This is a genomic window from Arthrobacter terricola, assembly GCF_004354015.1.
Taxonomy (GTDB): Bacteria; Actinomycetota; Actinomycetes; order Actinomycetales; family Micrococcaceae; genus Arthrobacter; species Arthrobacter terricola.
Window position 1 is genome coordinate 1 of record NZ_SMRU01000047.1, and the last position, 21,043, is coordinate 21,043.

38 protein-coding genes and 1 tRNA gene are annotated in these 21,043 nt (G+C 60.7%); 4 read left to right on the forward strand and 35 right to left on the reverse strand.

Features of this window, described 5'->3' with window-relative positions:
• Window positions 1-315: 315 nt before the first annotated feature.
• The 15 genes from E1809_RS24100 to E1809_RS24170 form a co-directional block, all read right to left on the reverse strand.
• Window positions 316-837, reverse strand: coding sequence for an HNH endonuclease (locus E1809_RS24100; protein WP_133206773.1), 522 nt, complete (start codon window positions 835-837; stop codon window positions 316-318).
• A 21-nt stretch (window positions 838-858) separates the two neighbouring features.
• A complete protein-coding gene (locus E1809_RS28080) occupies window positions 859-1,236 on the reverse strand; it encodes an HNH endonuclease (protein WP_133206814.1) in 378 nt (125 codons plus the stop codon).
• Between the two features lie 573 nt (window positions 1,237-1,809).
• Window positions 1,810-2,412, reverse strand: coding sequence for a hypothetical protein (locus E1809_RS24110; RefSeq protein ID WP_133206774.1), 603 nt, complete (start codon window positions 2,410-2,412; stop codon window positions 1,810-1,812).
• Entirely contained in the window at window positions 2,409-2,636 is a 228-nt protein-coding gene (locus E1809_RS24115; RefSeq protein WP_133206775.1) for a hypothetical protein, read from the reverse strand. Before E1809_RS24115 ends, E1809_RS24110 begins: the two co-directional genes overlap by 4 nt.
• A complete protein-coding gene (locus E1809_RS24120; RefSeq protein WP_133206776.1) occupies window positions 2,633-2,857 on the reverse strand; it encodes a hypothetical protein in 225 nt (74 codons plus the stop codon). The genes E1809_RS24115 and E1809_RS24120 overlap by 4 nt, the downstream gene beginning before the upstream one ends.
• Window positions 2,854-3,132 (reverse strand): hypothetical protein, encoded by a 279-nt coding sequence (locus E1809_RS24125; RefSeq protein WP_133206777.1) that lies wholly within the window; start codon window positions 3,130-3,132, stop codon window positions 2,854-2,856. Before E1809_RS24125 ends, E1809_RS24120 begins: the two co-directional genes overlap by 4 nt.
• Entirely contained in the window at window positions 3,129-3,308 is a 180-nt protein-coding gene (locus E1809_RS24130) for a hypothetical protein (RefSeq protein ID WP_133206778.1), read from the reverse strand. Before E1809_RS24130 ends, E1809_RS24125 begins: the two co-directional genes overlap by 4 nt.
• Window positions 3,309-3,310: 2 nt before the next feature.
• Window positions 3,311-3,724, reverse strand: a complete 414-nt coding sequence (locus E1809_RS24135) for a nucleoside triphosphate pyrophosphohydrolase family protein (protein ID WP_133206779.1) — start codon at window positions 3,722-3,724, stop codon at window positions 3,311-3,313.
• Complete coding sequence (locus E1809_RS24140; RefSeq protein WP_133206780.1) at window positions 3,721-4,143, reverse strand: hypothetical protein; 423 nt, start codon at window positions 4,141-4,143, stop codon at window positions 3,721-3,723. The genes E1809_RS24135 and E1809_RS24140 overlap by 4 nt, the downstream gene beginning before the upstream one ends.
• Window positions 4,140-4,442: a hypothetical protein gene (locus E1809_RS24145; RefSeq protein WP_133206781.1), complete on the reverse strand. Its 303-nt coding sequence runs from the start codon at window positions 4,440-4,442 to the stop codon at window positions 4,140-4,142. Before E1809_RS24145 ends, E1809_RS24140 begins: the two co-directional genes overlap by 4 nt.
• Window positions 4,439-4,630, reverse strand: coding sequence for a hypothetical protein (locus E1809_RS24150; protein ID WP_133206782.1), 192 nt, complete (start codon window positions 4,628-4,630; stop codon window positions 4,439-4,441). The genes E1809_RS24145 and E1809_RS24150 overlap by 4 nt, the downstream gene beginning before the upstream one ends.
• Window positions 4,627-5,055 (reverse strand): hypothetical protein, encoded by a 429-nt coding sequence (locus E1809_RS24155; protein ID WP_133206783.1) that lies wholly within the window; start codon window positions 5,053-5,055, stop codon window positions 4,627-4,629. Before E1809_RS24155 ends, E1809_RS24150 begins: the two co-directional genes overlap by 4 nt.
• A complete protein-coding gene (locus tag E1809_RS24160) occupies window positions 5,052-5,468 on the reverse strand; it encodes a hypothetical protein (protein ID WP_133206784.1) in 417 nt (138 codons plus the stop codon). Before E1809_RS24160 ends, E1809_RS24155 begins: the two co-directional genes overlap by 4 nt.
• A 199-nt stretch (window positions 5,469-5,667) precedes the next feature.
• Window positions 5,668-6,003 (reverse strand): hypothetical protein, encoded by a 336-nt coding sequence (locus E1809_RS24165; protein WP_133206785.1) that lies wholly within the window; start codon window positions 6,001-6,003, stop codon window positions 5,668-5,670.
• A complete protein-coding gene (locus E1809_RS24170; protein ID WP_133206786.1) occupies window positions 6,003-6,359 on the reverse strand; it encodes an HNH endonuclease in 357 nt (118 codons plus the stop codon). The genes E1809_RS24165 and E1809_RS24170 overlap by 1 nt, the downstream gene beginning before the upstream one ends.
• A 100-nt stretch (window positions 6,360-6,459) precedes the next feature.
• Here E1809_RS24170 and E1809_RS24175 point away from each other — a divergent pair, with 100 nt between their 5' ends.
• Window positions 6,460-6,798 (forward strand): hypothetical protein, encoded by a 339-nt coding sequence (locus E1809_RS24175; RefSeq protein WP_133206787.1) that lies wholly within the window; start codon window positions 6,460-6,462, stop codon window positions 6,796-6,798.
• Between the two features lie 73 nt (window positions 6,799-6,871).
• Entirely contained in the window at window positions 6,872-7,081 is a 210-nt protein-coding gene (locus tag E1809_RS24180; protein WP_133206788.1) for a hypothetical protein, read from the forward strand.
• A gap of 62 nt (window positions 7,082-7,143) precedes the next feature.
• On the opposite strand, the gene E1809_RS24185 is transcribed toward E1809_RS24180, so the two are convergent.
• The 18 genes from E1809_RS24185 to E1809_RS24270 form a co-directional block, all read right to left on the reverse strand.
• Window positions 7,144-8,997, reverse strand: coding sequence for a DNA cytosine methyltransferase (locus E1809_RS24185; RefSeq protein WP_133206789.1), 1,854 nt, complete (start codon window positions 8,995-8,997; stop codon window positions 7,144-7,146).
• 124 nt (window positions 8,998-9,121) lie between these two features.
• Entirely contained in the window at window positions 9,122-9,415 is a 294-nt protein-coding gene (locus E1809_RS24190; RefSeq protein WP_133206790.1) for a hypothetical protein, read from the reverse strand.
• The gene (locus tag E1809_RS24195; protein ID WP_133206791.1) at window positions 9,412-10,545 is read right to left on the reverse strand and encodes a DNA polymerase III subunit beta; all 1,134 of its coding nucleotides are present in this window, start codon (window positions 10,543-10,545) and stop codon (window positions 9,412-9,414) included. The genes E1809_RS24190 and E1809_RS24195 overlap by 4 nt, the downstream gene beginning before the upstream one ends.
• A 231-nt stretch (window positions 10,546-10,776) precedes the next feature.
• Window positions 10,777-11,406 carry a hypothetical protein gene (locus E1809_RS24200; protein ID WP_133206792.1) on the reverse strand — a complete coding sequence of 210 codons (630 nt, stop codon included), beginning with the start codon at window positions 11,404-11,406 and terminating at the stop codon, window positions 10,777-10,779.
• A complete protein-coding gene (locus E1809_RS24205) occupies window positions 11,403-11,711 on the reverse strand; it encodes a glutaredoxin domain-containing protein (protein WP_133206793.1) in 309 nt (102 codons plus the stop codon). The genes E1809_RS24200 and E1809_RS24205 overlap by 4 nt, the downstream gene beginning before the upstream one ends.
• A gap of 63 nt (window positions 11,712-11,774) precedes the next feature.
• The gene (locus E1809_RS24210) at window positions 11,775-11,966 is read right to left on the reverse strand and encodes a hypothetical protein (protein ID WP_133206794.1); all 192 of its coding nucleotides are present in this window, start codon (window positions 11,964-11,966) and stop codon (window positions 11,775-11,777) included.
• Between the two features lie 72 nt (window positions 11,967-12,038).
• Window positions 12,039-12,422, reverse strand: coding sequence for a beta-sandwich lipoprotein (locus tag E1809_RS28115; protein ID WP_456236605.1), 384 nt, complete (start codon window positions 12,420-12,422; stop codon window positions 12,039-12,041).
• Window positions 12,413-12,883, reverse strand: coding sequence for a single-stranded DNA-binding protein (ssb, locus tag E1809_RS24220; protein ID WP_133206796.1), 471 nt, complete (start codon window positions 12,881-12,883; stop codon window positions 12,413-12,415). Before ssb ends, E1809_RS28115 begins: the two co-directional genes overlap by 10 nt.
• Window positions 12,883-14,097 carry an AAA family ATPase gene (locus tag E1809_RS24225; RefSeq protein WP_133206797.1) on the reverse strand — a complete coding sequence of 405 codons (1,215 nt, stop codon included), beginning with the start codon at window positions 14,095-14,097 and terminating at the stop codon, window positions 12,883-12,885. Before E1809_RS24225 ends, ssb begins: the two co-directional genes overlap by 1 nt.
• Entirely contained in the window at window positions 14,094-14,642 is a 549-nt protein-coding gene (locus E1809_RS24230; protein ID WP_133206798.1) for a hypothetical protein, read from the reverse strand. Before E1809_RS24230 ends, E1809_RS24225 begins: the two co-directional genes overlap by 4 nt.
• Window positions 14,639-15,460 carry a lambda exonuclease family protein gene (locus tag E1809_RS24235; RefSeq protein ID WP_133206799.1) on the reverse strand — a complete coding sequence of 274 codons (822 nt, stop codon included), beginning with the start codon at window positions 15,458-15,460 and terminating at the stop codon, window positions 14,639-14,641. The genes E1809_RS24230 and E1809_RS24235 overlap by 4 nt, the downstream gene beginning before the upstream one ends.
• A 676-nt stretch (window positions 15,461-16,136) precedes the next feature.
• Window positions 16,137-16,403, reverse strand: coding sequence for a hypothetical protein (locus tag E1809_RS24240; RefSeq protein WP_133206800.1), 267 nt, complete (start codon window positions 16,401-16,403; stop codon window positions 16,137-16,139).
• A gap of 189 nt (window positions 16,404-16,592) precedes the next feature.
• Complete coding sequence (locus E1809_RS24245; protein WP_133206801.1) at window positions 16,593-16,787, reverse strand: hypothetical protein; 195 nt, start codon at window positions 16,785-16,787, stop codon at window positions 16,593-16,595.
• A gap of 109 nt (window positions 16,788-16,896) precedes the next feature.
• The gene (locus tag E1809_RS24250) at window positions 16,897-17,088 is read right to left on the reverse strand and encodes a hypothetical protein (protein WP_133206802.1); all 192 of its coding nucleotides are present in this window, start codon (window positions 17,086-17,088) and stop codon (window positions 16,897-16,899) included.
• The gene (locus E1809_RS24255) at window positions 17,064-17,360 is read right to left on the reverse strand and encodes a hypothetical protein (protein ID WP_133206803.1); all 297 of its coding nucleotides are present in this window, start codon (window positions 17,358-17,360) and stop codon (window positions 17,064-17,066) included. The genes E1809_RS24250 and E1809_RS24255 overlap by 25 nt, the downstream gene beginning before the upstream one ends.
• A gap of 246 nt (window positions 17,361-17,606) precedes the next feature.
• Window positions 17,607-17,858 carry a hypothetical protein gene (locus tag E1809_RS24260; protein ID WP_133206804.1) on the reverse strand — a complete coding sequence of 84 codons (252 nt, stop codon included), beginning with the start codon at window positions 17,856-17,858 and terminating at the stop codon, window positions 17,607-17,609.
• A gap of 113 nt (window positions 17,859-17,971) precedes the next feature.
• Window positions 17,972-18,208, reverse strand: coding sequence for a MerR family transcriptional regulator (locus E1809_RS24265; RefSeq protein WP_133206805.1), 237 nt, complete (start codon window positions 18,206-18,208; stop codon window positions 17,972-17,974).
• Window positions 18,205-18,480, reverse strand: coding sequence for a hypothetical protein (locus E1809_RS24270; RefSeq protein ID WP_133206806.1), 276 nt, complete (start codon window positions 18,478-18,480; stop codon window positions 18,205-18,207). The genes E1809_RS24265 and E1809_RS24270 overlap by 4 nt, the downstream gene beginning before the upstream one ends.
• A 150-nt stretch (window positions 18,481-18,630) precedes the next feature.
• Here E1809_RS24270 and E1809_RS24275 point away from each other — a divergent pair, with 150 nt between their 5' ends.
• Together E1809_RS24275 and E1809_RS24280 are read left to right on the forward strand one after the other, a co-directional pair.
• The gene (locus E1809_RS24275; protein WP_133206807.1) at window positions 18,631-18,888 is read left to right on the forward strand and encodes a helix-turn-helix domain-containing protein; all 258 of its coding nucleotides are present in this window, start codon (window positions 18,631-18,633) and stop codon (window positions 18,886-18,888) included.
• A gap of 517 nt (window positions 18,889-19,405) precedes the next feature.
• Window positions 19,406-19,654 (forward strand): helix-turn-helix domain-containing protein, encoded by a 249-nt coding sequence (locus E1809_RS24280; protein WP_133206808.1) that lies wholly within the window; start codon window positions 19,406-19,408, stop codon window positions 19,652-19,654.
• A gap of 55 nt (window positions 19,655-19,709) precedes the next feature.
• Here E1809_RS24280 and E1809_RS24285 read toward each other — a convergent pair whose 3' ends face one another.
• Complete coding sequence (locus E1809_RS24285) at window positions 19,710-20,852, reverse strand: tyrosine-type recombinase/integrase (RefSeq protein ID WP_133206809.1); 1,143 nt, start codon at window positions 20,850-20,852, stop codon at window positions 19,710-19,712.
• Window positions 20,853-20,942: 90 nt separating this feature from the next.
• Window positions 20,943-21,031: transfer RNA gene (locus E1809_RS24290), tRNA-Ser, on the reverse strand.
• Window positions 21,032-21,043: the final 12 nt, after the last annotated feature.

Consider the following 21,043-nt stretch of genomic DNA (forward strand, 5'->3'; position numbering starts at 1 on the left):
GCCGATGAAGACATCGACGGATTCGTGGTCCTTGATCACGCAATAACCCCCAGAATTCCGTTCCGATCTAACAGCGCTGGCATGTCCTGCGGCCCCAGAGTTCGGCATCCACGTTACGGCCGGCCTCCCGCGGTAAGGTCTGCGGCTGGTCTGGTCCCCATTAGCGATCCCCTGGCGCCTATCGGAACCCGGTGACAACACCCCCCGGATCATGGTCGACTGGGGGACAAGATCATGCCGGGCCCGACAGGCCAGCAACCCCGATTCTTACTCATTTAGGGGCCACGAAAAAGGTAACGTGGACGGGGCCTGGGGTCAGGCCTGAAACAGGCCCTCGCGGAGAACCCTGATATCCCCGTCGGACATCCGGGCGTCACCGCGTACGGCGTTGCACCACATGTGGGCGGTTCGAAGGTTCTCGGCTGAATGGTCTGGTTCGAGCGATGTGGAGCGTGGTTCGATGTGATCGAGTGACGGTGCCCATTGGCTAGTCGCCTTGGCGTCTCGATCGATGGGATGCCGGCATATCTGGCAGGTCCAGGCGTCGCGCTGGTAGATGGCTTGTCGGTCGCGATCGTTGATCCATCGGCCGCTGTGCCATTCGCCCGTCTGTTCGAAGTGAGTGTGGGCCCATTCGCGGTAGCGCTCGGCGTGTGCTGCTTGGCATGGTGTGCAGCGGCATCCGTACCGGTACATGGTGGCCGTGCCGTGGGTTGGCTTGGGCTTCATGTCGGTTGTGCCTGAGCGCATGAACTTGCGGTAGTGGTTCTCGCAATAGGTGCGCCTGAGCTTGCCGGCCCGAGTGCATCCTTCGACTGAGCATTCGATGGCTGGCATACGCTTCCTTTGCGGTCGTGGTTACCACCGTCGGCTTGTCTTGAGCGGCGTTGCTCTGAGGACCGTCTGGGCTTTGGGTGCGGCCCTGTTCGACTTCGAGATATTGCAGGCCCGGCAGATTATGCGGAGATTGTGGAGCGCGTCCGGTCCGCCCTTTTCGTGGGGGATGATGTGGTCCGGCTCGGCACTGCTCGGCAACCTGCTGACCTCGTAGTTGAGGGTGACTTTGCAGTATGGGCATCGGGTGATTCCGCGCTCTTGCGCTTCCTTGAGCGCGCGCTTCCGAATGCGCTTCCATGTTGCTGTGCCTGTTCGTGAGGTAGCGATGACTACCTCCTGTGGTGTGTTCCGGTGCGGCGGCAGGTCGGGCCTTTGCGGGATGGAGAAGCTGCATCTCAGGTTGCCGGCCTTGGGTTCGCTTGCCGTTCGTGATTCGGGGCGTGTCTTTGGCCGCCGCTACCGGAAGTGTGTGTCCCCAGCTCGCCGTGCTCGCGCATGTTTGTTGGTCACGGGCTGGGGAAGTCGTAGGCGCTGTTACGGGCGCCTCCCGGATGGTTGGGTCATCACCCTGTTTCCCCGCTTGAATGTCACGCTGTGGTGGCGGGGCCGTTGGGTTGTGCCAGGCTGCCGCGTGGTGCACCGTGCGGCAGTCCGGCGTTGCGACGGTCTTGCCCAGCCGTCGCGCTGGGGTTTCTTTTGCTCCCTTAGCGCTCATGTTCGCTTTGGGACGCTATTCAGATTTGCGTGGGCTGGCAGGAGTCGAACCTGCGCCGCGTGGGGGATCGCGGTAACCATTCAGCCCTTGTGCCGGTGTCTCTCGACATGCGGCGTTGCGCTTGACCCTGCGCGGGAGATGTTGACCTCCATGGGTGAATGAGGGCAAACAAAAAGCCACCGATGGGGGATTCGGTGGCTTAGTGATGGGTACGTCAAATACCCCTCAGTGAGACACTTTAACACAACCTTGCGGTTTTACGTTCGGCTTTCTTCGCGGCGTGTTTCGTACCATGCGTCGAGTACGTCGTGCGGGTTGTATGTTGGCGATGGCTTGGTTTCGACGGCCTTGAATTTGCCTCGGAATGCCCAGTTCCGGATGTCTTTCCCGGTGATTATTATTTGGGCGTTTTCGCGTAGCCAGGGCACGAGTTTCCGGGTGGGCATTGGTGGTGCGATGCCTTTGATGCGCTCGCGGTTGGCTGCGTGGTTGACGGGCGGTTCTTCGGGCCCGCTGACGAGGAGTTCGGCCTTGGTGACCCAATCTCGGATCATCCATGCGACACCGGCCGCGTATTGGTCCTTGGCGTGTTCTGGTGCCAGCGTCCGGTTGACGCTTTTGAGATTCTCTTGCAGCTGGAGGGCGTCAAGGTTGATGGGCGCCGTGGATCCGGGTTTGCCTCCCGCGTTCCATCCGCCGCCTGCGGGTCGGACGTGGTCGAGTTTGGCGATCGTGACGCCGAGAGTCTGGATTAGGACGGGGACTTTGTCGATCCAGGCTTGCAGGTCGCGGACGCATTGGTTGCAGAGGTAGGTGTGAGTCTGGTTTGCACAATCTTGGGTTGTGCATTCGTTGCTCAAGTGCGGCCTCCTAGGAGTTCGGTGGGTGCGGGTAGTCCGGCGAGTTCGGCGTAGGCGTGCATGAGGCCGAGGGCTGCGGCGCGGAGGTTGAGGTGTGCTTCCGGGCTGAGTCGGCTGTCCGTGTCGCGGACGAGTTCGACGGCGGCTTTCATGGTCCGGAAGGTTTTGTCTGTCGTTGGGTCGGCGCGCGCTGGGTGGCCGCCGGGTTTGCGTTTCGTGCTCACGTGTCGATGACCTGCCGGATTTGGAATGCTTTGGTGGCGAGTACGAGGGTGCGTTCGCCGTCGTCATCGATGTTCCAGAATCCGACGCGCCCTGCTTCGTAGAAGTAGATTTCGTGGGATGCGATGTGGTGTTCGATTCCGCCGTCGTAGACCTGGTACGCGAACCGGCGCAGCTTTCGTGGCGGCGCTGGCTCGGCGGTGATCTTGTCGTAGATACTCATGGCCCCACCTGACCAGCGGTGAACCGATGCGGGATCGCGTAAAGGCCGGCTGCTCTTTGTACGGCCGCCGTTGCGAGCGCTTCTATGTCGTCGGGAGTCAGGCCGACTTGGACGAGCATGATGAACGCTCCTTTGTAGGCTTCGCGCTCGCTGGGGCTGGTCATTCTGGCTAGCCTGTTTTCGAACGAGTTGCGATCGGCTGATCGTTCGAGCTCGCGGAGCTTCATTGTGAGGGTGGCTTCGGCGACCGCGATGAAGGCTTTGATTTTGTTCATCGGCTGCCTCCTGCTTCGAGTTTTTGGATTTGTTGGCGGAACCCGGTGGTGACTTTGATGGGGGTCCTGGGGTCGATGTTGTGGTTGAGGGCGTCTTGGGCGAAGGTCCAGAGGTCGCCGAGGGTCATGCCGGCCTTTTTGTCTTCGGCGGTGTGCTCGATCTTGATGCTGCTCATAGTCAGAACCTCTTTCCGTGCATGCGCTCGCGGCTGCGGTTGTAGGTGAGCTTTTCTTGGATGATCTGGCCAAGGTCGAAGCCGTTGGACCCAGCAAAGTCGAAACACCGGATGACGATGTCGGCTAGCTCGGAGGGCACGCCTTCGGGTTTGTATCTGCCCGGCTCTGGCCGCTCGGCGTGTGAGTCCTTTGGAGCGTCTGGGTAGTAGGTTTCACTGGCAGAGCGCCCGGCCCGGATCTCCTCGAGGGCTTCGGCGGCTTCACTGACGATGAGCATGAGGCGGTTGCCGTTGTAAATGGCTAGCTCGGCCGCGCCAGTTGGTTCGTTGTCGTGGAAGCCTTTGTCTTCGCTGTTCTGCCAAGCGACCTGCTGTAGGTCGCGCAGGGCATCAACGGTGGTGGTCGAGAGGGTCATGGTTGCTCCTTGGTGAGTTCGAAGATTTCGATGACGAGTTCGGGGTTTCCTGTTCCGCCGTGGCGCATGTCGGGGCCGATGACGCGGGTGTGGTCGTCGTCTGTGAGTAGTCCGGCGTCCACGAGTCCGTCTACGCATGCTTTGGCGGTTGGGTAGAGGTTGCCGGGGTCGTATCGGCCGCCGCGTTCTTTGTAGATGTGGGCGATGATTTGGACTGGCGGGTTGAGCGGTTGGTTTCCGTGCGCTGCTCTTGCTGCGGCTTCCCGCCATGCTTTGGTGATCTTCGCTTCTTGCAGGCGGTGGAGTCGGTCGTTGCTGTTTAGCCAGGGCTTGATGGTCTTGAGCTTCCCTGTGGCGCGTTTCCGGATGGGCGGGAAGCTCGGTGCCGGGATGTCGATGATGACGTGGCGGCGGGTCATCGTCCGCCCCATTTCCGACGATCGCGGAGCATCGTTGGATCGTGCGGGAGGCTCGATGGCGGGACGAGGGCGTAGTCCTTCTGGAACTGCTCCACGATGGGAAGGAGTGACTTGAAGAATTGCATGTAGCGGTCAACGACAGGTTGGAGCGCTTTCCCGATCATCTTGAACGCGTGTTCCGCGGTCTTCTCGTGTCGGTGGCAGGCTTCGATGGCGCGGAACTGGTCTGGAGCGGTCACATGGACTTCACAGATCGCGCATTCGTAGGTCCAACGAGCTTTGCCCTGCTTGCGGATCATGGTTGCTCCTGTGGGGGTTCGGCGAGGATGAGTTCGTGCGGTTCGAACCAGAGCGGGTAATCCTCGATTCCTGCGACGTGGAAGCGGGCGCTCTGATTTTCCTTGATGTCGGCTACCGTTCCGACTTGGTCGAAGTACTGGCTGAACGAGGCGATGACGCGGACGGGGTCACCGAGTCTGAATTTCATTTCCCTCCTTGAATGACTGAAGCCGCCCCGGTTGGGACGGCTTCGAGGCTTGTTGGGTGGTTTGGGATGGGCCTCAGGTGGCCGACACGGTCCCGCCATCGGTCTCGGAAGTGCTGAGACATCCGGTAAAGCCCGAGCCGCTGCGTCCACGTCATGCCAGGCAGGTCGAGTGCTGACCAGTAGCCGTTCGCAACCCATTCGCCCGCACCTCCGTAATAGCTTTCGAAGTAGTCGGGGTCTGCTTTGTTGATGTGCTTGCGGAACACGTGGCAGTGGGCGCAGGCGATGTTCGTGAAGAAATCACCTTCCCAACTGCCAGCGGTGCGGTGGTAGGTCTCGCCGGGCGAGATAGCCCGGAAGCATTCGTCGCAGACGTGCAGCTTTCGTGCTTTGACAGCCTTGGTCGCCGCGAAGTCGCTGCTCATTCTTCTTCCTCGCTTTCAGGTTCGTAGTGTTTGCCGATGCGCTCTGCTGGCCGGATGCCGGCTTTGACGTCGGCGTGGCAGCAGCGGCAGGCATGGGCGGGTTCGCCGATGTGGTCTGGGCATGGGGCCGGCTTGGGCGGTGTCCAGTCGGCCGTCCCCGTGTCCGTCCAGTGCTTGCCCTCGCGTGGGTAGATCTCCGGGGTGCGGTATTGGTGCGCGCCGTTCCCGCCGCGGGCTGTCGCGTACTGAGCGAGAGCCCGTAGAGCATGCTCGAAGTCCTTGCCCGGGAACCCTGGTCCGTCGTTGATGCTCGCGAGCATCTGTCCAGGATTGTTCTTGGTCCAGTCGGGCCGCATGGCGAGCATGCATGTGGTCAGTCGTTGCCCCTCCTGAGCGGTGAGCTTGAAGCCCAACTTTGAGTCTCCTTTCGGCGGCGGGCGTCAAAAGCGGGGACCATCACCTAAGTGACGATCGCCGCTTGAATTTCCCCAACTTCTTTAGATCTGACCCACCTCGTAAGGTGAGTATTAATACTTGGTCTTGGTATTGGTCTTGGGCACTTGTTCCGCCGCCGTTCTTCTGGCGTTCGGAACGGTGGAAGAACGGCGTTCCTCAGGCTTTCCGCGCCTGTTCTTCCTGCCACTTTTTCTTACGGTCAGCGGCCTTCTTTTTCTCGGCTAAGACCTGCGCTCTCGTTCGTTGGTACTCCGGCCATGAACGGAACTGCCATCCATCGTCCGCGACGTCCCATAGCCCGGCAGTGACGAGCTTGCCGGCCAGCTGCTTTCCCTTGGGCCAGGATTCAACGAACCATTCAGGTACGGCGCCATCGGTGAGGTAGTCGGTGCAGTACGTGCCAGCGAGGGTCCAGAGCCCGATGGCTTCAAGGCCGGCTGCTCTGGACTTCGGGTGCGAGTGCATCTTGTCGTCAGCGTTGAACCACGCCATTACCGGCCGCCCTTCCTCTGGTGGCATGGCTCGCAAAGCGTTTGGAGGTTGTTCGGGTGGTTGCTTCCGCCGTCGATGTACCGGACGATGTGGTCAACCTCGAACGGCGCCCCAGCGCCGCACTCGACGCAAGCTTTGTCACGTTCGATGACTTTCTGTCGCGTTGATTTGGACAGGGGCTTTGTGCGCACGATGTTGCCGCCGGAGTTGACCTTGTAGAGGCTCGCTCCGGCGGCGTCCTTGGCCTTGAGCAGGGAGGACTCTTGGGCTGCTAGTGCCTTGATCTCCCGCGCGCGCTGAGCCTTCCACGCATCGATAGGCATTGACCCGTCATATGGCGGGAGGATCGTGGGCATTCATACTCCTTTGTTGCATCAGGCGGCTTGTAGTGACTCGGCGGCGATCATGCCGAGGTCTCGGGCGGCGAGTGTCAGTGGCCGTGTGTATGCTCCGGCCATGACTATTGATGTGAACGCGGCCGGTTTGCTGGCACAGGTGATTCCGGTGTTGCTCGTCTTCCTCGCGCTCGAGGACCGACTTCGGCCGCGGAAAGTCCGCTCAGGGAACTGGCGTAAGTGGATCGCGTCGGCTCGCGAGCTTTCAGTGATGCTGAGTCTGATTTCTTTGGCACTGTGCCTTTGGATTGCTGTCATGAAGGTCGAATCGAGCGCTGTGAGTTGGTTTGTTGTTCTGAGCATGATTTTGCTTCTCTTCACTCTTTTCGTGCTATTTGCTGGCATGTTCGGCCGCGAAGCTCTCTCTGAGAGAGGCCACCGTCGTTCCGGAGAGCATTAGCTGAGGTCTTTCACGTGTTGCTTTCGGGGCGTAGAGTGCCGCTGTTATCCACGCCAGAAGAGAGGGGTACGTCATGGCGGATGAGACGTTTGTGCACGTCGGCGATCAGGTATTCAAAGTGGAGCTTGACCCACTAGCAGAACAGAAGATCATCACCGCTCTAAGGGGCGGTGAACTGGCTTCCTTCGGATCAAGCACCAAGGTTCTAGGGTCCGAGGAAGGCCGCCAAGGTCGCCTCGTCATCAGCGAGGCTCAGACGGTCTTCATCGCTAAAGGCCTCTAGCCATCCTCGGCGTGGTCGCTACTTTGGTTTTTGCGCGGCCACGCCGAGCGATTCGGCGGCGATCATGCCGAGGTCGCGCTGTGCAGTGCTGCGCGGAGGCGGCCGCCGATCCATTCTCCGACTTGCGGGCTCACGGCGTTGCCGAAACCATCTACCTGATCACGTGCGGAACCCCAAACCTTGAAGGTGCCTTGGTAATCGCCAAAGTCGACGTCGAATCCACAGCCTCGGCCGATCTCGTAGTCCCGCATCATTCGGAAGAAGCAGTCTTCAAGCTTCAGCTCAGCTAGAGCTTCACGCCATTCACCGGAGACGATAGCGGTGGTGTCGCGCGAAGTGAGCGTGCCGAGCGGGTCACTCGTGGGGTGTGGCGCGGTCTGGTCGCCGTTGGAGCCGTTGTTCTTGATGGTTCCGGCGGCCGTGAGGATTCCTGGGATCTGCTCGGCTGTGACAGTTGGCATCGCTTCGGCGTGCGTCGTTGGGGTGGTGTTTTTCCGGTAGGGCAGCACACCGCTGGAGACCACAGCCATAGTTTCCGAGCCACCCTGAGTTGGGAGCGGTTCATCCGCGCCGCGGGCCGCGCCCTGGAAGTTGTCAATTGCCAGCGCGACTGGCGGGCGGAACACTCCCTGGGTGTTGGATGAGAGTTGCGTCCACAACGGTTGGGCCAGGTCACGCGTCCGGCAGTTCGATCCGGGCGCTTCGCAGGGGTTGGCCATGTTCATGATCGCGCCGGTGGACAGCAGCGCCGCTTCCTGCTGGCTGGTCTGAGTGCCCAGCGGCTGACCCAGATGCTTCTCAGCGCCGCGCACAGCTTTTGCAGGCATCAGCATTGCGGACAGTAGGGCTGTCTCCTGCTGCGCGGTCTGGGTCTGCATCGGCTGGCCCAAGTGCCTTCCCGAGGAGGCGTCCGTGCCGCGGCGTGTGAACGGCATCAGCACAGCCGGGAACTCGGCGAACCTGTCCTTGCACCGCTGTGCGCGGGCCATCGTGGAGGCTGCCAGCGGCTTCTTCCGGTCCCCGATGCGGGTGCCAAGGTCGCCCAGGTCTAGCGCGTGCAGCGAGGGAGTGAAGGATGGGATGACCTCGGACCTGCACGAGGGGCAGCGGTAGTTGTACTGCTTGCCGTACCGGACGGAGCCCGACGGCGGGACACCGGTCTTCCATGACCAGACCGCCTGGACCAGAGTGTCACAGTGGCCGCACCACGACTTCGGCCGGTGCTCAAGGTCTGGGGCCTGCATTCGCTTGTCCCAGAATGCGATGTAGAGGCGGTCCCGGGACTGGGGAACCCCGAAGAACATCGAGTTGAGGTACAGCACCCGGTGCTTGTAGCCGAGCTTTTCGAACTGCTGCAACCACCACCGATAAGTCGTTCCGTCGCCAAGCTTCGGCTTGCCGCGAACGGCCGGCCCCCAGGAAGTGAGTTCGGTGGTGCACTCGATGAGGATCATCCGTGGATGGTGCCGTTCTGCGTAATGCAGGACACAGTTGGCCGTGGCCCGGTCTCGTTCGGAACGGGTGACGCGGTCTTCGAAGTCTGGGTCGTCCAGATCAAACAGGGACAGACCCTGCGCGTAGGCTTTTTGGGTGTTGGCTTGGGAATGGTTCACGCAGGACACCCCAGCAACAAGCAAGTCGGCCGCGGGCAGGTCACGGGCCGAGTGGTAGTCCGAGGACTCTTTGTTGACCAGGTCAGCAATCCAGTGCTCAGCGTGGGGATGATTTGCCTCGTGGATCTCGACTTTGTAGGCGTTGTGGTTGGCGGCCATGATCGTCGTGAATCCGGCCTTCTCAATACCTTGGGTGAGCCCACCAAAACCGGAAAACAAGTCAACGGCAATGAGATCGTCATGACGGAAATGGCGACGACGTGTAGATGGTCGGTGGACGGCGGTCCGGGTGGCGGTGCTCATGCGTGCTCCTTTTGGCCAAGCTCTTGCTTGGTCTTATCGATGATTAGTGGCGGCTGGTTTTCGAGTTCGTGAGGACCCAGCAGTTCGAAAATGTCTGTCTGGCCGTCCAAGATCTCGTCCAATGTCAGCCGCCGGAGTTATGGCGGTAGCCGCGGCCGGTGGCGGGCATGGCGGGTGCTTCGATGACGACGACGTGGCGTGCACCGCCGGAGCCTGGGATGCGGCGGCCGTCGGCGATGCATGCCCGTGGCGGACCGACGATGGTCGCGTTGTGGCGGTGGGCGACGTTGGGTAGGTCGCCGATGGCTTGCAGAATGAGTTCCGCGTCGGTGGTGGCTGTGCCGGTGCCTTCGACAACGGGCCAGACGCCACGGAAGGTGTGCGTCGGAACGGGCGCCGACTTCTTGCGGGGGCTCATTGGGGCATCCGAACGGGCATGATCAGGTATTTGAGTGCCCGTTCGTCGCCTGCGGACACGCCTTCCGGGGTGAACAGGAAAGGCTTTGGCAGTGACGTGTATGAGATCCGAACCTTGTCCGTGTTGATCTGCTGCAGCGCCTCGATGAGGTACTTCGGGTTCATTGCAAACCTGATGGGATCTGCGGCACCGGCTACGCAACCGCCAGTCGCTGTTGGGCTCTTGGACGGTCCGAACAGGCCGTAGTCGAAAGTGACCTGGCCGCCTTCGTTGGAAAGGTCAATGCAGCATGGGGAGTATTCCGCGTTCATCGTCTGAGCGACTTTCGCGGCCTCTATAAGGACGGCACGGTCAACCTCGAACGCCCCTGTTGCCTCGCTTGGGAACAAGGACCTGATCTTCGGGTAGTCGCCATCAACCGCCAATGACGTATAGGTAGTCGTCTCGGTGATGATCGAGACGTGCCTTTCGCGAATCCCGATCGAGACGGTCTCGCCGGTGATGAACCGATCGATTGCCTTGATCGCAGAGCGGCTCAGCAAGAAAGACGCTTCGCCCTCGCCATTTCCGCTCACGTAGTCGTTCGCCAGCCTGTAGCGGTCTGTGGCGAGCAGCTCAATTCCGCCGTCCTGCAGATTGACCTGCACGGATTGCAGCAGGGGAAGCGTGTCATCTGCTGATGCGGCGACGGTTGCCCTGCGCAGTGCGCCTCGGAGCTCGGCGGCTGGCAGCGTGGATTCGACGTTGGGGGCCGCGTTGGGTGTCTCCGGGTACTCAGACAGGTTTGCTGTCTCAGCGTGGAGTTCGTACCCGCAGGATGAAACCGTGATCTTGGCGCCTTCCAGACTGACTGTGGCAGGCGCCGACTTGGTCTTGCCTGACGTCGTGCGGATGGCATCCAGAAGCCAGCGCCAAGAGACAAGGAACGGTTCGCCGGAACCCTCGGCGCTCAAGACGCCGGTGACGGCTGACGTCTGGAAGTTGTATCCGGACAGGGTGAGCTTTGCGGGGTTGATGACTATGTAGTTCAGGATCGGCATCGACTTCTTGCCAGCCATCGCTGGCATGAGGCGGTTCAATGCTGCGATCCAGTCCTTAGCTGGCGCTGTGATTACTTGCAGACTGCTCATTGTTTGCTCCTCGAATTTGGGTATGAAAAAGGCCCCGGTGTCGGGGCCTTGGGTTTGGTGCGGGTTTCCCGCATTACGTTGTTGACTGCTTGGTTGCCGGTTGGGTCGCGGTGGGTTTGCGTGGCCCGGTCGTTGGCGTCTTGCCGGCGCCTGGCGTCTACGTGGTGTTCGCAGTCGCCACGTGAGAGGCAGATGCCGTGCGCACCCTTGCAGACGAAGCAGCAGGGATCCTCAAGCAGCTTCGACATCGACACCAGCCTTTGCTTCGAAGTAGTGCTTAATGCCGGAAAGGATTGCGTGGCAGCACCAGAGGTAGTGGAATGTATATTTCTCGAAGCTGTGCTCCCAGGCGTCGGAGTAGGTGAAGCCGTGGGATTTGAATCCGTCCATGAGCTCCCAGCACGCAGACGCTGATCCTCGGTCAACCCAGCGACCAAGGATGCCCTCCCGAATCTCGGCCCAAATGGCAGCGGCTTCCTCGTATTCGTCGCGCCGTTCCCAGAAGTCTTCGAAGATGTACTGCCTGAACAGGCTTTCGTCGTGCTCGCGGTAGCCGCACTGCTTGTCGATGGCTTGGAGCTTTTCGCCCCAGTACTGAGCGTTGACGTAGGAGCCGTTGAACCAAGGGAACATATCGTGTTCTCGGGAGAAGACGTACGTTCCCATGTCGCCACGGATGGTGAGCAAGCCGGGCGTGGTGATGATGTCGAAGTAGTACATGCCGGTGCCGGGCTTCTTGAAGCGCAGGTGCCGGTAGACGTCTTGGTCGAGCAGGATCTCCATCTCGTGCTCGGCGGTGTCGTCGTTGAATCTCCGCAGCGCTTCCGGGTGGTAGTCGCTGCTAACCTCGAGCGGCTTCACGCTGCATCAGCCCGCTTCGTGATATGCGTTTCGATCTTGTCCGGCCGGAAACCTGACCATGATTCATCGCCTTCGACGGCTGAGACGAACACGACGGGAGCTTGCAAGTAGCCGAGTCCGCCGTCGGCAACGTCGCGGGTGATGAAATCCCGGGCAGCAGGGTCTTTAGTGATGTCAACCTTGCTGTAGTGGATTCCGTCGCGGTCAAGCATTCGGAAGGTTTGATTGCACTGGACGCAGTTCGGCTTGGTGTAGACGACCGTGGCTACGCCTTCGCGGGCTTGCAGTTCTTGAGCGTGGTTCATGTGTTCCTTCGGGTGTGGCGCGGCGCCCGGCAGGGGGTCCGGGCGCCGCGGGCAAGGGGCTGGTTAGCGGAGTGGCATCTTCGGGTAGTCGCGACGGTCAAACGGCGCATCGTGGAACGTGAAGCCGATCTCGCGGGCGGCCTTCTTGGCTTTGCTCATGAGAAACAGCGCGGCGATGAGCCAGATGATGAATACGAGGGTGGCGAGGGCGCCGATGCAAAGCGCGATGGTGATGATGATCTGGATTGGTTCCATGGGGTTTCTACTTCCACTGGGCATGAAAAAAGCCGCTCGCTGGCGGCTTGGGGGTGGTGTTGGCGGAGCGGGCTACTGCTTGCCGCCTTGGAGGTCGATTTCGGGGATGATGCCCTCGGGTTTGATGACGATGCGGGTGTGGTAGACGCTGACGTCTACGCCCTCGAGTTGCGTTGAGACCCAGGCGACGTCGGTGGCCTGTCCGATGTAGTGCTTGCGGTAGTCGTTGGGCCCTTGTTTGCAGGTGATGATGAGGTCGCCGGATCGCTCGATGGAGCAGCGGCCTTCCACGTAGAAGAGGTATTTGTCAGTGCGGGTGTTGATGCCGACGATGCGGCTGTTTTGGCGTCGGATGTGCAGCCGGCGAGTGCGAGGGATGCGGCGGCGAGGGTGCTGACGATGGCGATGGCGCGTTTCATGGTTCTCCTTGGGTTGCTGTGACTGGCTTAGGGCCAGCCGCCTTGGTTAGCTGCGGGATGGTTTCCCCATCCGGGTTCGGCTTGTTGGTTGCCCCAGCCTGGGTCGGTGGCTGTCTCGACCGCGGGAACGTCGTTGGCTGGGGCTTGGTGCCAGCGAAGGTCTTTGCCGATCGTTTCGATCTTGAGTTGGTCGGCTCGGCGTTTCTGGCCCTCTTGGGTTTCCCATGCTCGGGTTTCGATTTCGCCGTGGACGATGACGTTGTCACCCTTTTTGAGAGTGTTGGCGACGTTCTCGGCGAGCAGCATCTTGCCCTGGTTCCATGCTCGGCAGTCCCAGAATTTGCCGGTTGCGTTCTCCCATTTGTTCGTCTGCGAGTTGTACTTCCGGGGATTTGTCACGACGGTCAGCTTGGTGACCGCGCCGCCGCCGTCGGTGAACTTGATCTCGGGCTCGTCGTGAACCTTCCCGATCACCGTGATGAGCGTTTCACCGGCCATTAGGCTTTGACCTCGCCGTCTTCGATGATGATCCCGCGGCCGTCGCCCTCTCCGACGACCTCTAGCCAGACTTGGTAATCGTGCTCGCGGGCGATGGATTCGACCAGCGCCAGGTTGTCGGAGTCGAGGAGGGAGCCGTCGGCAATGCGGATTACGCGCAGCTTCGGGTTCAGTGCGATCGCCATGGCCAGCGAGACTCGCAACTGCTCGGCGCCGGATGCTTGCTTGAACGGGACGCCCCGATAAGTCACGCCAGTGTCATCGAAGCCAAGGTCATCGATCGGGAACACGGCAGCGGCGAGGCCGTCAGCGTTCAGCTTGTCGATACCTTCGATGTTCCGGGTTAGGTCTTCCGCGTATCGCTCGGCGATGACAAGGTCAGCTCGCACCTTCTCGCCTGCCTTATGGTGTCGAACGGCCGCGTTGATCTGCTCGGCGTTGTCGACCTGCCTTTCGATGGCTTCGAGGTCGACCGGGGCTGGAGCTTTCGCGGAATAGTCCGAGGCATTGTCGAGTGCGTCCTGAGCGACGGCGAGTTCGGCCTTGAGTTTCTCCACTCTGGCTTGCAGCGCGACGACTGCGCGGTCAGCTTCGGCGATCCGGTCGTTGAGCTCCTGCCCTTCCCGGTACGCAGTTACGAGCGCGGAGACGCTGACTTCCTCGTCGGGGAGGTCGGCCGGCCGCGAGATGTATTCAGCGACGCGGCCCGTGAGTTCCTTGACCTTGCGGTTGGCGTCCGTGCGGCGGTCGAACAGTTCCTTGCGCTCGGCGGCCAGCTTGTCCGGGTCGAACGGAAGCTCCACGAGTTCAAGCAGAGTGGCGAGCTGGTCGCGGTCGGAGAGTTGCGTGAATGCCAGCGGGTCGAGCGACAAGCGGCCGAGCATGTCATCGAGCTTGGCTTGGCCTTTGGGGTACACGGCGCCGTCAGGGGACTTCACGGTCAGCGTGGACCCGGAGGCCGTGAATCGGCGAGTCACCACAAGGTCCTCGGTTTCAAGAACAATCTCAGCCCGCTCTTCGCCGTCGCGGATCGGCTTGGGCGTGGTCTTAGCGTTCACGCCACCAAGGGCCGCGGTGATGGAGTCCAGGATCGAGGACTTCCCTTGCCCGTTGTTGCCTCCGACGATGACAAGGCTGCCGTCCGGGTCCGGGACGATCTCGACCGCTTTCAGGCGCTTATAGTTCGTGGATTCGAGGCGGATGATCTTGCTCATTGGGTTGCTCCTGCTTGGGTGTTGACGTAGTCGATGATGTGAGGCGGCGCGCTATTCGCTGCAAGGTATTCGAGGTAGGCGGCGACGTTGTTCTCAGCGATGGCCTTGGCCGTGTCCGCCTTGACCTTGTCGCTGATGATTTGCTGGCCGGATGCCCCGGCGTCGGGCAAAGGTTGAACCGTGTATGTCCGCCGCGTTCCCCGGGCAATCGTGATTGGCACGTCCAAGGGCTTGTTGCCGATGTGGGACAGGTGGGAAATTCGGATTCCGCCAGGTACGTCCTTGCCGAAGCGGACTGTGGCGTCCTTGAACAGCGTTACGCGGCGCCCCTTCCACACGTCTGCTTCGTCGCCCCATGCGGACATAAGCACACGAAGCATGCCGAGGGGCGGCCGCCAAGCCCGGCCTTCGCCTTCCACAAGGTCGATGTCGTACTTCTGCTCGGCAGTTCCCTTACGGACGCCAGCGATGGTGAAGGTGCGGGGACCTCCGGTGAAGTCGTCAGCGTTCCATTGGTCGGAGCGTGGTTCGGCTGTGACTTTCAAAGCTTCAACTCCAGTTCGAGGTAGTGGTCGATTCGTTCGGTGTCGGGCATTCCGGCGGTGGCTTCGAGGTAGTCGCTGACCATGTTGCTTGCGATGGTTTCAAGCTGGGCGGCCCCGTCAAGGATGGCGGCGTGCCATGCCGGGTCTGGGTAGACGCGCTTCGTCCAGAGCTTCATGCCGCCGCAATAGCTGGTGTAGTCGATCCATGGGCGGCCGCAGACGAGTAGCCCGGTTTGGAGTTGAGCCATGTTCTCGTTGGGCACTTCATCAGCAAGGACCGTCCGGAGTTGGATCTTTTGGAGGCGGCTCTTGATTTCGATGAGCCCGTCTTCACCGACCAGCCCATCGGGTGAGTATCCAATCCGGAAGCCGTCGAAGTCGCGGACCATGAAGCCAAGTTCAGTTACTCGGGCGTGGTGCGTGGAATAGGCGTCTCGGGCGTATGGCTCATCCAGGGTGCCGCGTTCCATGGCCCGGGATTGCTGGACGGGTTCGACGCGGCCGGTGATGCGTTCGGCCGCGAGGGTCATTATGAGGCCCATTGCTGTTTCGCTGGCGGTGTCCGCGGTGATGATCCTGTCCAGTTCGCGGGCGGCGGCCGCCCGGGCTGAATGCAGGGTCTTCAGCGGGCTAGGCGAACGCTTCCCAACGCACGGGCCGGAAGCTTCAGCGCCGCATTCAGGGCAGTCCGTTTCGATTGCGGTGGGCTGGCGGGAAGAAACGATGTTGCCCATGACGGATGCTGTGAGGATGCCGCATCGTGCTTGCAGCCATTCATCGCTGCCTTGTTCGAGTTCGGGGTATGTGTGCAGGGTCATTGCTCTCCTGATTTTGGGCATGAAAAAAGGACCCTGGTGGGGTCCTTGGTGAGATGAAGTTGCGGAGCCGAATCTTGCCGAAAGTTTGGTCCCGCGTTCACGGGAGGTTCACATGCTGTCTACGCGAATCGCCGTTTCCGGTCACCGGAAATGTAATTGCCCGGGCATAGCGTAATTTCAAGCAGTTGGAAGCTGCGGAGTAGGCGCCCCGGATGTTTTCCCGACACGACGAGGCGCCTACGCAACTACAAACAAAGGCGGAGATCCGCCGTGTTGGGCCCACTGTATGCATGGGGTTGCCTGAGTTCAATACCCCACGCCGATGTGTCCCGGCGCACAGATCGATGCCAGGAAGGCTGTGAAGCCATGGGTAAGTCAAAGCGGAAATGTGCGCGCCGTGGTTCGTGCAAGTGGTGCCGGAAACACCCTGACACCGTGACGTTGATGAACTATGCCACGCAGGGAGCCTTGCTCCTTGCGTTCGCGCATCCCTACATGAAGTAATCACGACCGGCCCGCCATGCGATCCTTCTCTTGGCGGGCCGGGACCTCGATCGGGCAGTCGCATGGTTCGCCGGTCAGGATCTTTTTGAGTTTCCCGAGGTCGGTCACTCCGTTGCCCCATGCGAGCTCGATCTCAAATAGGGCTTGTCGGTTCCGGCGAGCCGCCTCACAGTCAGCCATCGGAGGCCTCCACCGCGCACCGGCTGTTTGGGTGGGTGATCCAGCCGGGGGTATAGGCGCGGGGCGGCGAGGGCTCTTCGTCCTCGTCATCCTCTTCGTCGTCGTAGTCGGGGCCTTCCCAGTTGACTTCGCGGCCGGTTGATTCGATGACGTCGCCGACGTGTTCGAGCTTGCCGGAAGGATCGGACCAGGATCCGCCGTCGTCCGGTTCCACGAGCTTGGCTATCTTGTCGAGCGCTTCTGCGGCAGTGAGGCTCATTTTCCTGCTTCTTTCGGTGGTGTGGTGAGTATTTGATGGAGCCCGTGTTGTAGCGGGTTGCGGGCCTTGGCTGCGAGGTGCGGCGGGAGTTGCGCGGCGGCTTGGAACGGGGTCATGGAATCACGACGCAAACGATGAGGTAGATGGCGACGAACAAGGCGGTAAGCGCCAAGACCTTCAGTGCTGACCTCATGGCGTCACCTCGGCGTTCCGGTCGCCGCTGACGGGGTACTCGGCGCCGCTTGCTGTGGCGATCGCGTGGTACCAGAACACGGGTAGCTTCAACTCGGCCGCGGACCAGCCACCATCAGGGCCCGTGTCCGACCAGCGCGACGCCTTACGACGGCGAGGGGAACGAATCGTCAACAAAGGCTTCTCGCTCATGGTTTGAACCAAACAACGTGGTGCCGGCCCGGGACGACATGCGGGACCAGGCGGTCAGCGAGGCGGCGGGCAATGGTCCAACGGTTGGCGTGGTGTCGTGCAGTGGTCATTAGAATCCGTGTTCCTTCCGGGCAGCGTCCGCGTCATCGGCGGCTCTGGTGTCACGCTCGGCGTCGAGCAGGTCGTAATCGATGTCTTCCGGTTCTTCGAGCAACCGGTCATGGGCGATGGACCGCGGGATCATGATGAAACCGCCAAGGATTGAGGCGGCCAGGATCAGGACGTGGAGGCCGTTGAACATGGCGTCACCTCTCTGTTCGTCTTGCGCGCCCATGCCCGGGTCACGCCGTGCTTGCGGGACTTGCTCATCGAGATCTGGTATCCGACGGCAACGATCAGGCCTTCCTTGCGGGCTTGGGCGAGTGCTTGGCCGGGCCAGTTCTTGTGTGCCGGCGGCCGCATTTCCCGGCGCAGATCATCGGCAGTAAATACGGAGTGTGCGAGTGAGAGCGCGTCGATCGTCGCGATCGCGTCTTCTATCCAGTCGTTATCCTCGAGTGCAGCGGCTTTCATGCGCACATCACCGAGAACTCGGTCCGGATGGTGTGGACGTCGGTGTATTCGTCGTCGAGGGTCATTTCTTGTAGCCTCCAAATGGCACCTTGGGCGTGTGGACTTTCCCGGCAGTGTTGTCTGGGATTCGGCCGTCTGCGTACCGCACGCCAATAAGCGGGTGTGGGATGCGAACGAGCGGCCGTAGTCGCCCGCAGTCGTTTCGGCGCTTGAACTTGTCGCCGTCGTAGAGCTCGGCCAGGATCGTCATGCTGCCAACCGCCTTGCCGCGTTGGCTTCGTTCTGGGCGGCGCGTTCGGCCATGACGTTGTCTGTTGCCTCTTCGCCTGTCGGATCGGCGTGCAGGAGAAAGAAAGCGTCAAGATCGACCGGGCCGCGCTCGTCGTGCAACTTCTGCATCCGGCGCGCAGTCTTCTTCATCTCTGAAAAGGTGGCGGTGATGCCGTGCTTCTTGTTGTAAGTGGCGAGTTTGGACAGGTAATCAGTGTTTTTGGGCATGACAAATAGACCCTTCTTCTCGCAAAGAACACGAGAGTGATGGTTAGTTCATGGGGGAGTGCCCAGAGAGGGCGAGGGTCGCCGGCGCTTAGCGTCTTCGGCGAGGGTGGTGCTTAGGCGGAGAGTTTGCGGAGTGCTGCTGCGATGCGGTCTTTGTCGTATCCGCCGCGGCGGGTTCCGGCTACGATCTGCGCGATTTCGTCTTGCTGGTCGGGGGAGAATCGGTAGAGTCTCCCGATTCGGTCACAGGGCCATTCGCCCGTCTGGGCTTTGCGACGTACCGTGTCGTCCCCGATTCGGTACTTGGCGGCCATGTCCTGCGTCGTTGCGTAGGTTTGCGGTTGGCTCATGCTGCATCCGGCGACTTCACGCTGGCATCATCCTCGAGTACTTCGGACGGCCGGAGGTTGAGGACGTGGACGATGGCCCGAAATTGGCCGATTGTGAGACTGCGATGTCCCATGACGCCACCTTTGATGCTTCGCTGAAGCGTCTTGTAGGGGATGTCAGTCTTTTCAGAAAGGCCCAGGAGACTGAGGCCGGCATCCTTCATGCCTTCAAGGATGCGGGTGGCAATTGTGGAGTCCGTGGCGACTGTTGCGCTTAGGGGTGGGGTTGTCATGTGGCTATCGTAAGTAGTCGATTGACTAATTGCAAGTACCTGACACGCCGTAGCAAGTAGGGCTCTAACGAAAAATCGGGTACGCCGATTGGCGTACCCGATTAGCCGATGATGTTGCACGTGTCATCGATATGCGTTTAAATTGGTCACATGACAACTTATGGCGATCTCTTCGAATCGGCGATGGTAACTCAGCTCAAGGTTGAGCTCGCCGAACGCGACTGGGAGCAGAAGGATCTTGCTGAGAAGATCAGCGTCAATCGAGTCACCATGAGCAACTACATGACTGGAAAGCGCAGCATTCCGATGCCGACCTTCCTTAAGATCGCGGAGGCCCTGGGGATTGCTCCCGGGACCTTGATGGACCGCGCTGACGCTCGCGTTCGTCCCACAACTGACGCGGAGTAACCTCGAGCGAGTTCGCTAGGTTGGCGAACTCCCGGACTGTCATCCCCTGCGCATTGACAAGCGACCCGACCTCATTGATGGTCATGGGTCGCTTGTCGTGTTTAACACTCCCTGCAGCACCGGCACTCATGCCCCCCGACTCGTGCGACGCCCTTGCTGGCACGTCGTCGGCGAGTGCCAACAACCGCTCAAAATGCATATCCCAACCCCATTTTTTCGAAAGTATGTTCGATAGCTCAAAGCTTACGACGTGAGACCGACACTTTCGAATCCTGCCTCTGCCTGACTGGATTCAATGTCTACACGCATTAAAGAGTAGCGTTATGAGGGCTGAGGTTTAAATTTGGGATCCAGCAGTGCATAATGCATGCTTGTGGGTAGCTTAATGGACTCTTGAAACTCATTATGAGAGTCTCGACATCGATATGAGGGCGTCAGCATGCCTTTTGGGGTTTCTGAACCCGGAACGGATAGCATCATGAGCGTGCCAGCATCTAAGCAACCGGAATCTGGGCCAATGGCCCGCGCCTTCGCGGCCGAGCTACGCGCCGCCCTTGCGCGCCGCCGGACCAGCGCGAAGCAACTCGCCCTGGCGGTTGGGCTTACCCCGGCATATGTGAACAAGAGACTTCGCGACGAAGCCCCATTCACCTTGAATGACGTTGAGGCGATCATCAAAGAAATGGGATCTGACTGGGGCACGGTTTCGCAGGCGGCTATCGAAGCGTTGCGCGCCCCCACCGAAGGTGAAGGGTACGAGGACTAGACCAAAACGGAAAAAGGCGCCCCTACCGGCTCGGTAGGGGCGCCTTCCTCTGCGTCTAGGACGCGATGCTTTTTGTCAGGGCCGTCTCGACCATGGCGGCAGCCCGGAAATGGGCGTCTGGGACAAGATGTCCGTACGTCTTGGTGGTGGTGATGATGGATTCGTGACCAAGGCGGTTCGCGAGCTCGTACAGGTTCATTCCGCCGGCGATCATCATCGAAGCGTGCGAGTGGCGAATGTCGTGGATCCTGGGACGCTTCTCAAGCTTCAGCGGCATGTCCTTGTTCGCGATTGCCGCTTTGGTGGCGTCGTACCAAGCATCGAGCCATTGGCGGTGCTGTGGATAGACGAGGGTGTCGCGCGAGATCGTAAAGACTGGCTTCCCGCGCTCGGCCGATTCGACGCGGTCGCGGATGGCTTCCACCGTGGACGGCGCGAGGGCCACTGTGCGGCGCGCTTTCTTCGTCTTGGGCGCTCCGACGGCCCATCCGTCTTCCATCTCCTGATAGGCCTTGGTGATCCTCACAGACGGCGTCTCAGCGTCTAGCTGGAAGTCTGACGGCGTGAGTGCCGTTGCCTCGCCCAGCCGGAGCCCTGAGCCGATCAGAAGACGCCACATGGGCTGATGCCACTGGTCAGCCTGGTTGATGATGAGGTTCACCTGATCCATGGTCAGGAACATCGCCTTGTCGTCGGTGGCGTTGTCCTTGGGCAGCAGCCGGCCGTTGCATGGGTTGTCCGGGCGTAGTCGTCGGCGGACCGCCGAGTTCATCGCGGCGTGCACAAAGCCATGGACGTTCGCGACGGTCTTGGGTGAGCAGCCCTTCTTGACCATGCGCTGAATCCAGCGGATCAAATCGTCCTCGGTGATCTGATCCACTGGCAGGTTCCCGAGTCCGTCGAAGTGGTTTTTGATGTACCCGCGGTAGCGCTTGATGGTGTACTCGCGGACATTGATCAATCGCTCGATGTGGCCGTTGGCTACATCCTCGAATGAGGGGGACCGGGAGATTTCGCGGAGTAGAGCCAACTCGGCGGCTTTGGTGTCGTGCTTGACTGCTTCGAGCAGGTGCTTCCACTTGGCGGCGTCGGTCTCGGTCGGCAGTGTTTGCCTGCGTCTTACGCCGTTGTCGTACCATTCGACGCGGTAGCTGGTGATCGTCCCAGCTTTGTTTTTTCTGGCTTCAATCGTGGCCATTTCGATTCGGCTCCTTATGCCCGTGGGGGGATTTTCGCCGATCTTGGGGGGATGCCCGGCAACTTCGTTGAGTTACCGGGCATCCGCGGGCGGAGACGGGGGGATTTGAACCCCCGGTCGAGTTTAACCCCGACCCTTCATTAGCAGTGAAGTCCATTCGGCCGCTCTGGCACGTCTCCAATTGCTATTGC

Bases quoted from the DNA above. Each gene is read 5' to 3' on its own strand.
- E1809_RS24260 (WP_133206804.1), bottom strand. From the start codon at position 17,858: ATGCCCAAAAACACTGATTACCTGTCCAAACTCGCCACTTACAACAAG.
- E1809_RS24145 (WP_133206781.1), bottom strand. From the start codon at position 4,442: ATGATCCGCAAGCAGGGCAAAGCTCGTTGGACCTACGAATGCGCGATC.
- E1809_RS24165 (WP_133206785.1), bottom strand. From the start codon at position 6,003: ATGGCGTGGTTCAACGCTGACGACAAGATGCACTCGCACCCGAAGTCC.
- E1809_RS24195 (WP_133206791.1), bottom strand. From the start codon at position 10,545: ATGAGCAGTCTGCAAGTAATCACAGCGCCAGCTAAGGACTGGATCGCA.
- E1809_RS24235 (WP_133206799.1), bottom strand. From the start codon at position 15,460: ATGACCCTGCACACATACCCCGAACTCGAACAAGGCAGCGATGAATGG.
- E1809_RS24155 (WP_133206783.1), bottom strand. From the start codon at position 5,055: ATGAGCAGCGACTTCGCGGCGACCAAGGCTGTCAAAGCACGAAAGCTG.
- ssb (WP_133206796.1), bottom strand. From the start codon at position 12,883: ATGGCCGGTGAAACGCTCATCACGGTGATCGGGAAGGTTCACGACGAG.
- E1809_RS24175 (WP_133206787.1), top strand. From the start codon at position 6,460: ATGACTATTGATGTGAACGCGGCCGGTTTGCTGGCACAGGTGATTCCG.
- E1809_RS24280 (WP_133206808.1), top strand. From the start codon at position 19,406: ATGGCCCGCGCCTTCGCGGCCGAGCTACGCGCCGCCCTTGCGCGCCGC.
- E1809_RS24285 (WP_133206809.1), bottom strand. From the start codon at position 20,852: ATGGCCACGATTGAAGCCAGAAAAAACAAAGCTGGGACGATCACCAGC.
- E1809_RS24250 (WP_133206802.1), bottom strand. From the start codon at position 17,088: ATGTTCAACGGCCTCCACGTCCTGATCCTGGCCGCCTCAATCCTTGGC.
- E1809_RS24180 (WP_133206788.1), top strand. From the start codon at position 6,872: ATGGCGGATGAGACGTTTGTGCACGTCGGCGATCAGGTATTCAAAGTG.
- E1809_RS24270 (WP_133206806.1), bottom strand. From the start codon at position 18,480: ATGACAACCCCACCCCTAAGCGCAACAGTCGCCACGGACTCCACAATT.
- E1809_RS24205 (WP_133206793.1), bottom strand. From the start codon at position 11,711: ATGAACCACGCTCAAGAACTGCAAGCCCGCGAAGGCGTAGCCACGGTC.
- E1809_RS24135 (WP_133206779.1), bottom strand. From the start codon at position 3,724: ATGACCCTCTCGACCACCACCGTTGATGCCCTGCGCGACCTACAGCAG.
- E1809_RS24150 (WP_133206782.1), bottom strand. From the start codon at position 4,630: ATGAAATTCAGACTCGGTGACCCCGTCCGCGTCATCGCCTCGTTCAGC.
- E1809_RS24275 (WP_133206807.1), top strand. From the start codon at position 18,631: ATGACAACTTATGGCGATCTCTTCGAATCGGCGATGGTAACTCAGCTC.
- E1809_RS24210 (WP_133206794.1), bottom strand. From the start codon at position 11,966: ATGGAACCAATCCAGATCATCATCACCATCGCGCTTTGCATCGGCGCC.
- E1809_RS24225 (WP_133206797.1), bottom strand. From the start codon at position 14,097: ATGAGCAAGATCATCCGCCTCGAATCCACGAACTATAAGCGCCTGAAA.
- E1809_RS24245 (WP_133206801.1), bottom strand. From the start codon at position 16,787: ATGAGCGAGAAGCCTTTGTTGACGATTCGTTCCCCTCGCCGTCGTAAG.
- E1809_RS24100 (WP_133206773.1), bottom strand. From the start codon at position 837: ATGCCAGCCATCGAATGCTCAGTCGAAGGATGCACTCGGGCCGGCAAG.
- E1809_RS24185 (WP_133206789.1), bottom strand. From the start codon at position 8,997: ATGAGCACCGCCACCCGGACCGCCGTCCACCGACCATCTACACGTCGT.
- E1809_RS24255 (WP_133206803.1), bottom strand. From the start codon at position 17,360: ATGAAAGCCGCTGCACTCGAGGATAACGACTGGATAGAAGACGCGATC.
- E1809_RS24170 (WP_133206786.1), bottom strand. From the start codon at position 6,359: ATGCCCACGATCCTCCCGCCATATGACGGGTCAATGCCTATCGATGCG.
- E1809_RS24120 (WP_133206776.1), bottom strand. From the start codon at position 2,857: ATGAGTATCTACGACAAGATCACCGCCGAGCCAGCGCCGCCACGAAAG.
- E1809_RS24190 (WP_133206790.1), bottom strand. From the start codon at position 9,415: ATGAGCCCCCGCAAGAAGTCGGCGCCCGTTCCGACGCACACCTTCCGT.
- E1809_RS24125 (WP_133206777.1), bottom strand. From the start codon at position 3,132: ATGAACAAAATCAAAGCCTTCATCGCGGTCGCCGAAGCCACCCTCACA.
- E1809_RS24240 (WP_133206800.1), bottom strand. From the start codon at position 16,403: ATGAGCCTCACTGCCGCAGAAGCGCTCGACAAGATAGCCAAGCTCGTG.
- E1809_RS24140 (WP_133206780.1), bottom strand. From the start codon at position 4,143: ATGACCCGCCGCCACGTCATCATCGACATCCCGGCACCGAGCTTCCCG.
- E1809_RS24265 (WP_133206805.1), bottom strand. From the start codon at position 18,208: ATGAGCCAACCGCAAACCTACGCAACGACGCAGGACATGGCCGCCAAG.
- E1809_RS24130 (WP_133206778.1), bottom strand. From the start codon at position 3,308: ATGAGCAGCATCAAGATCGAGCACACCGCCGAAGACAAAAAGGCCGGC.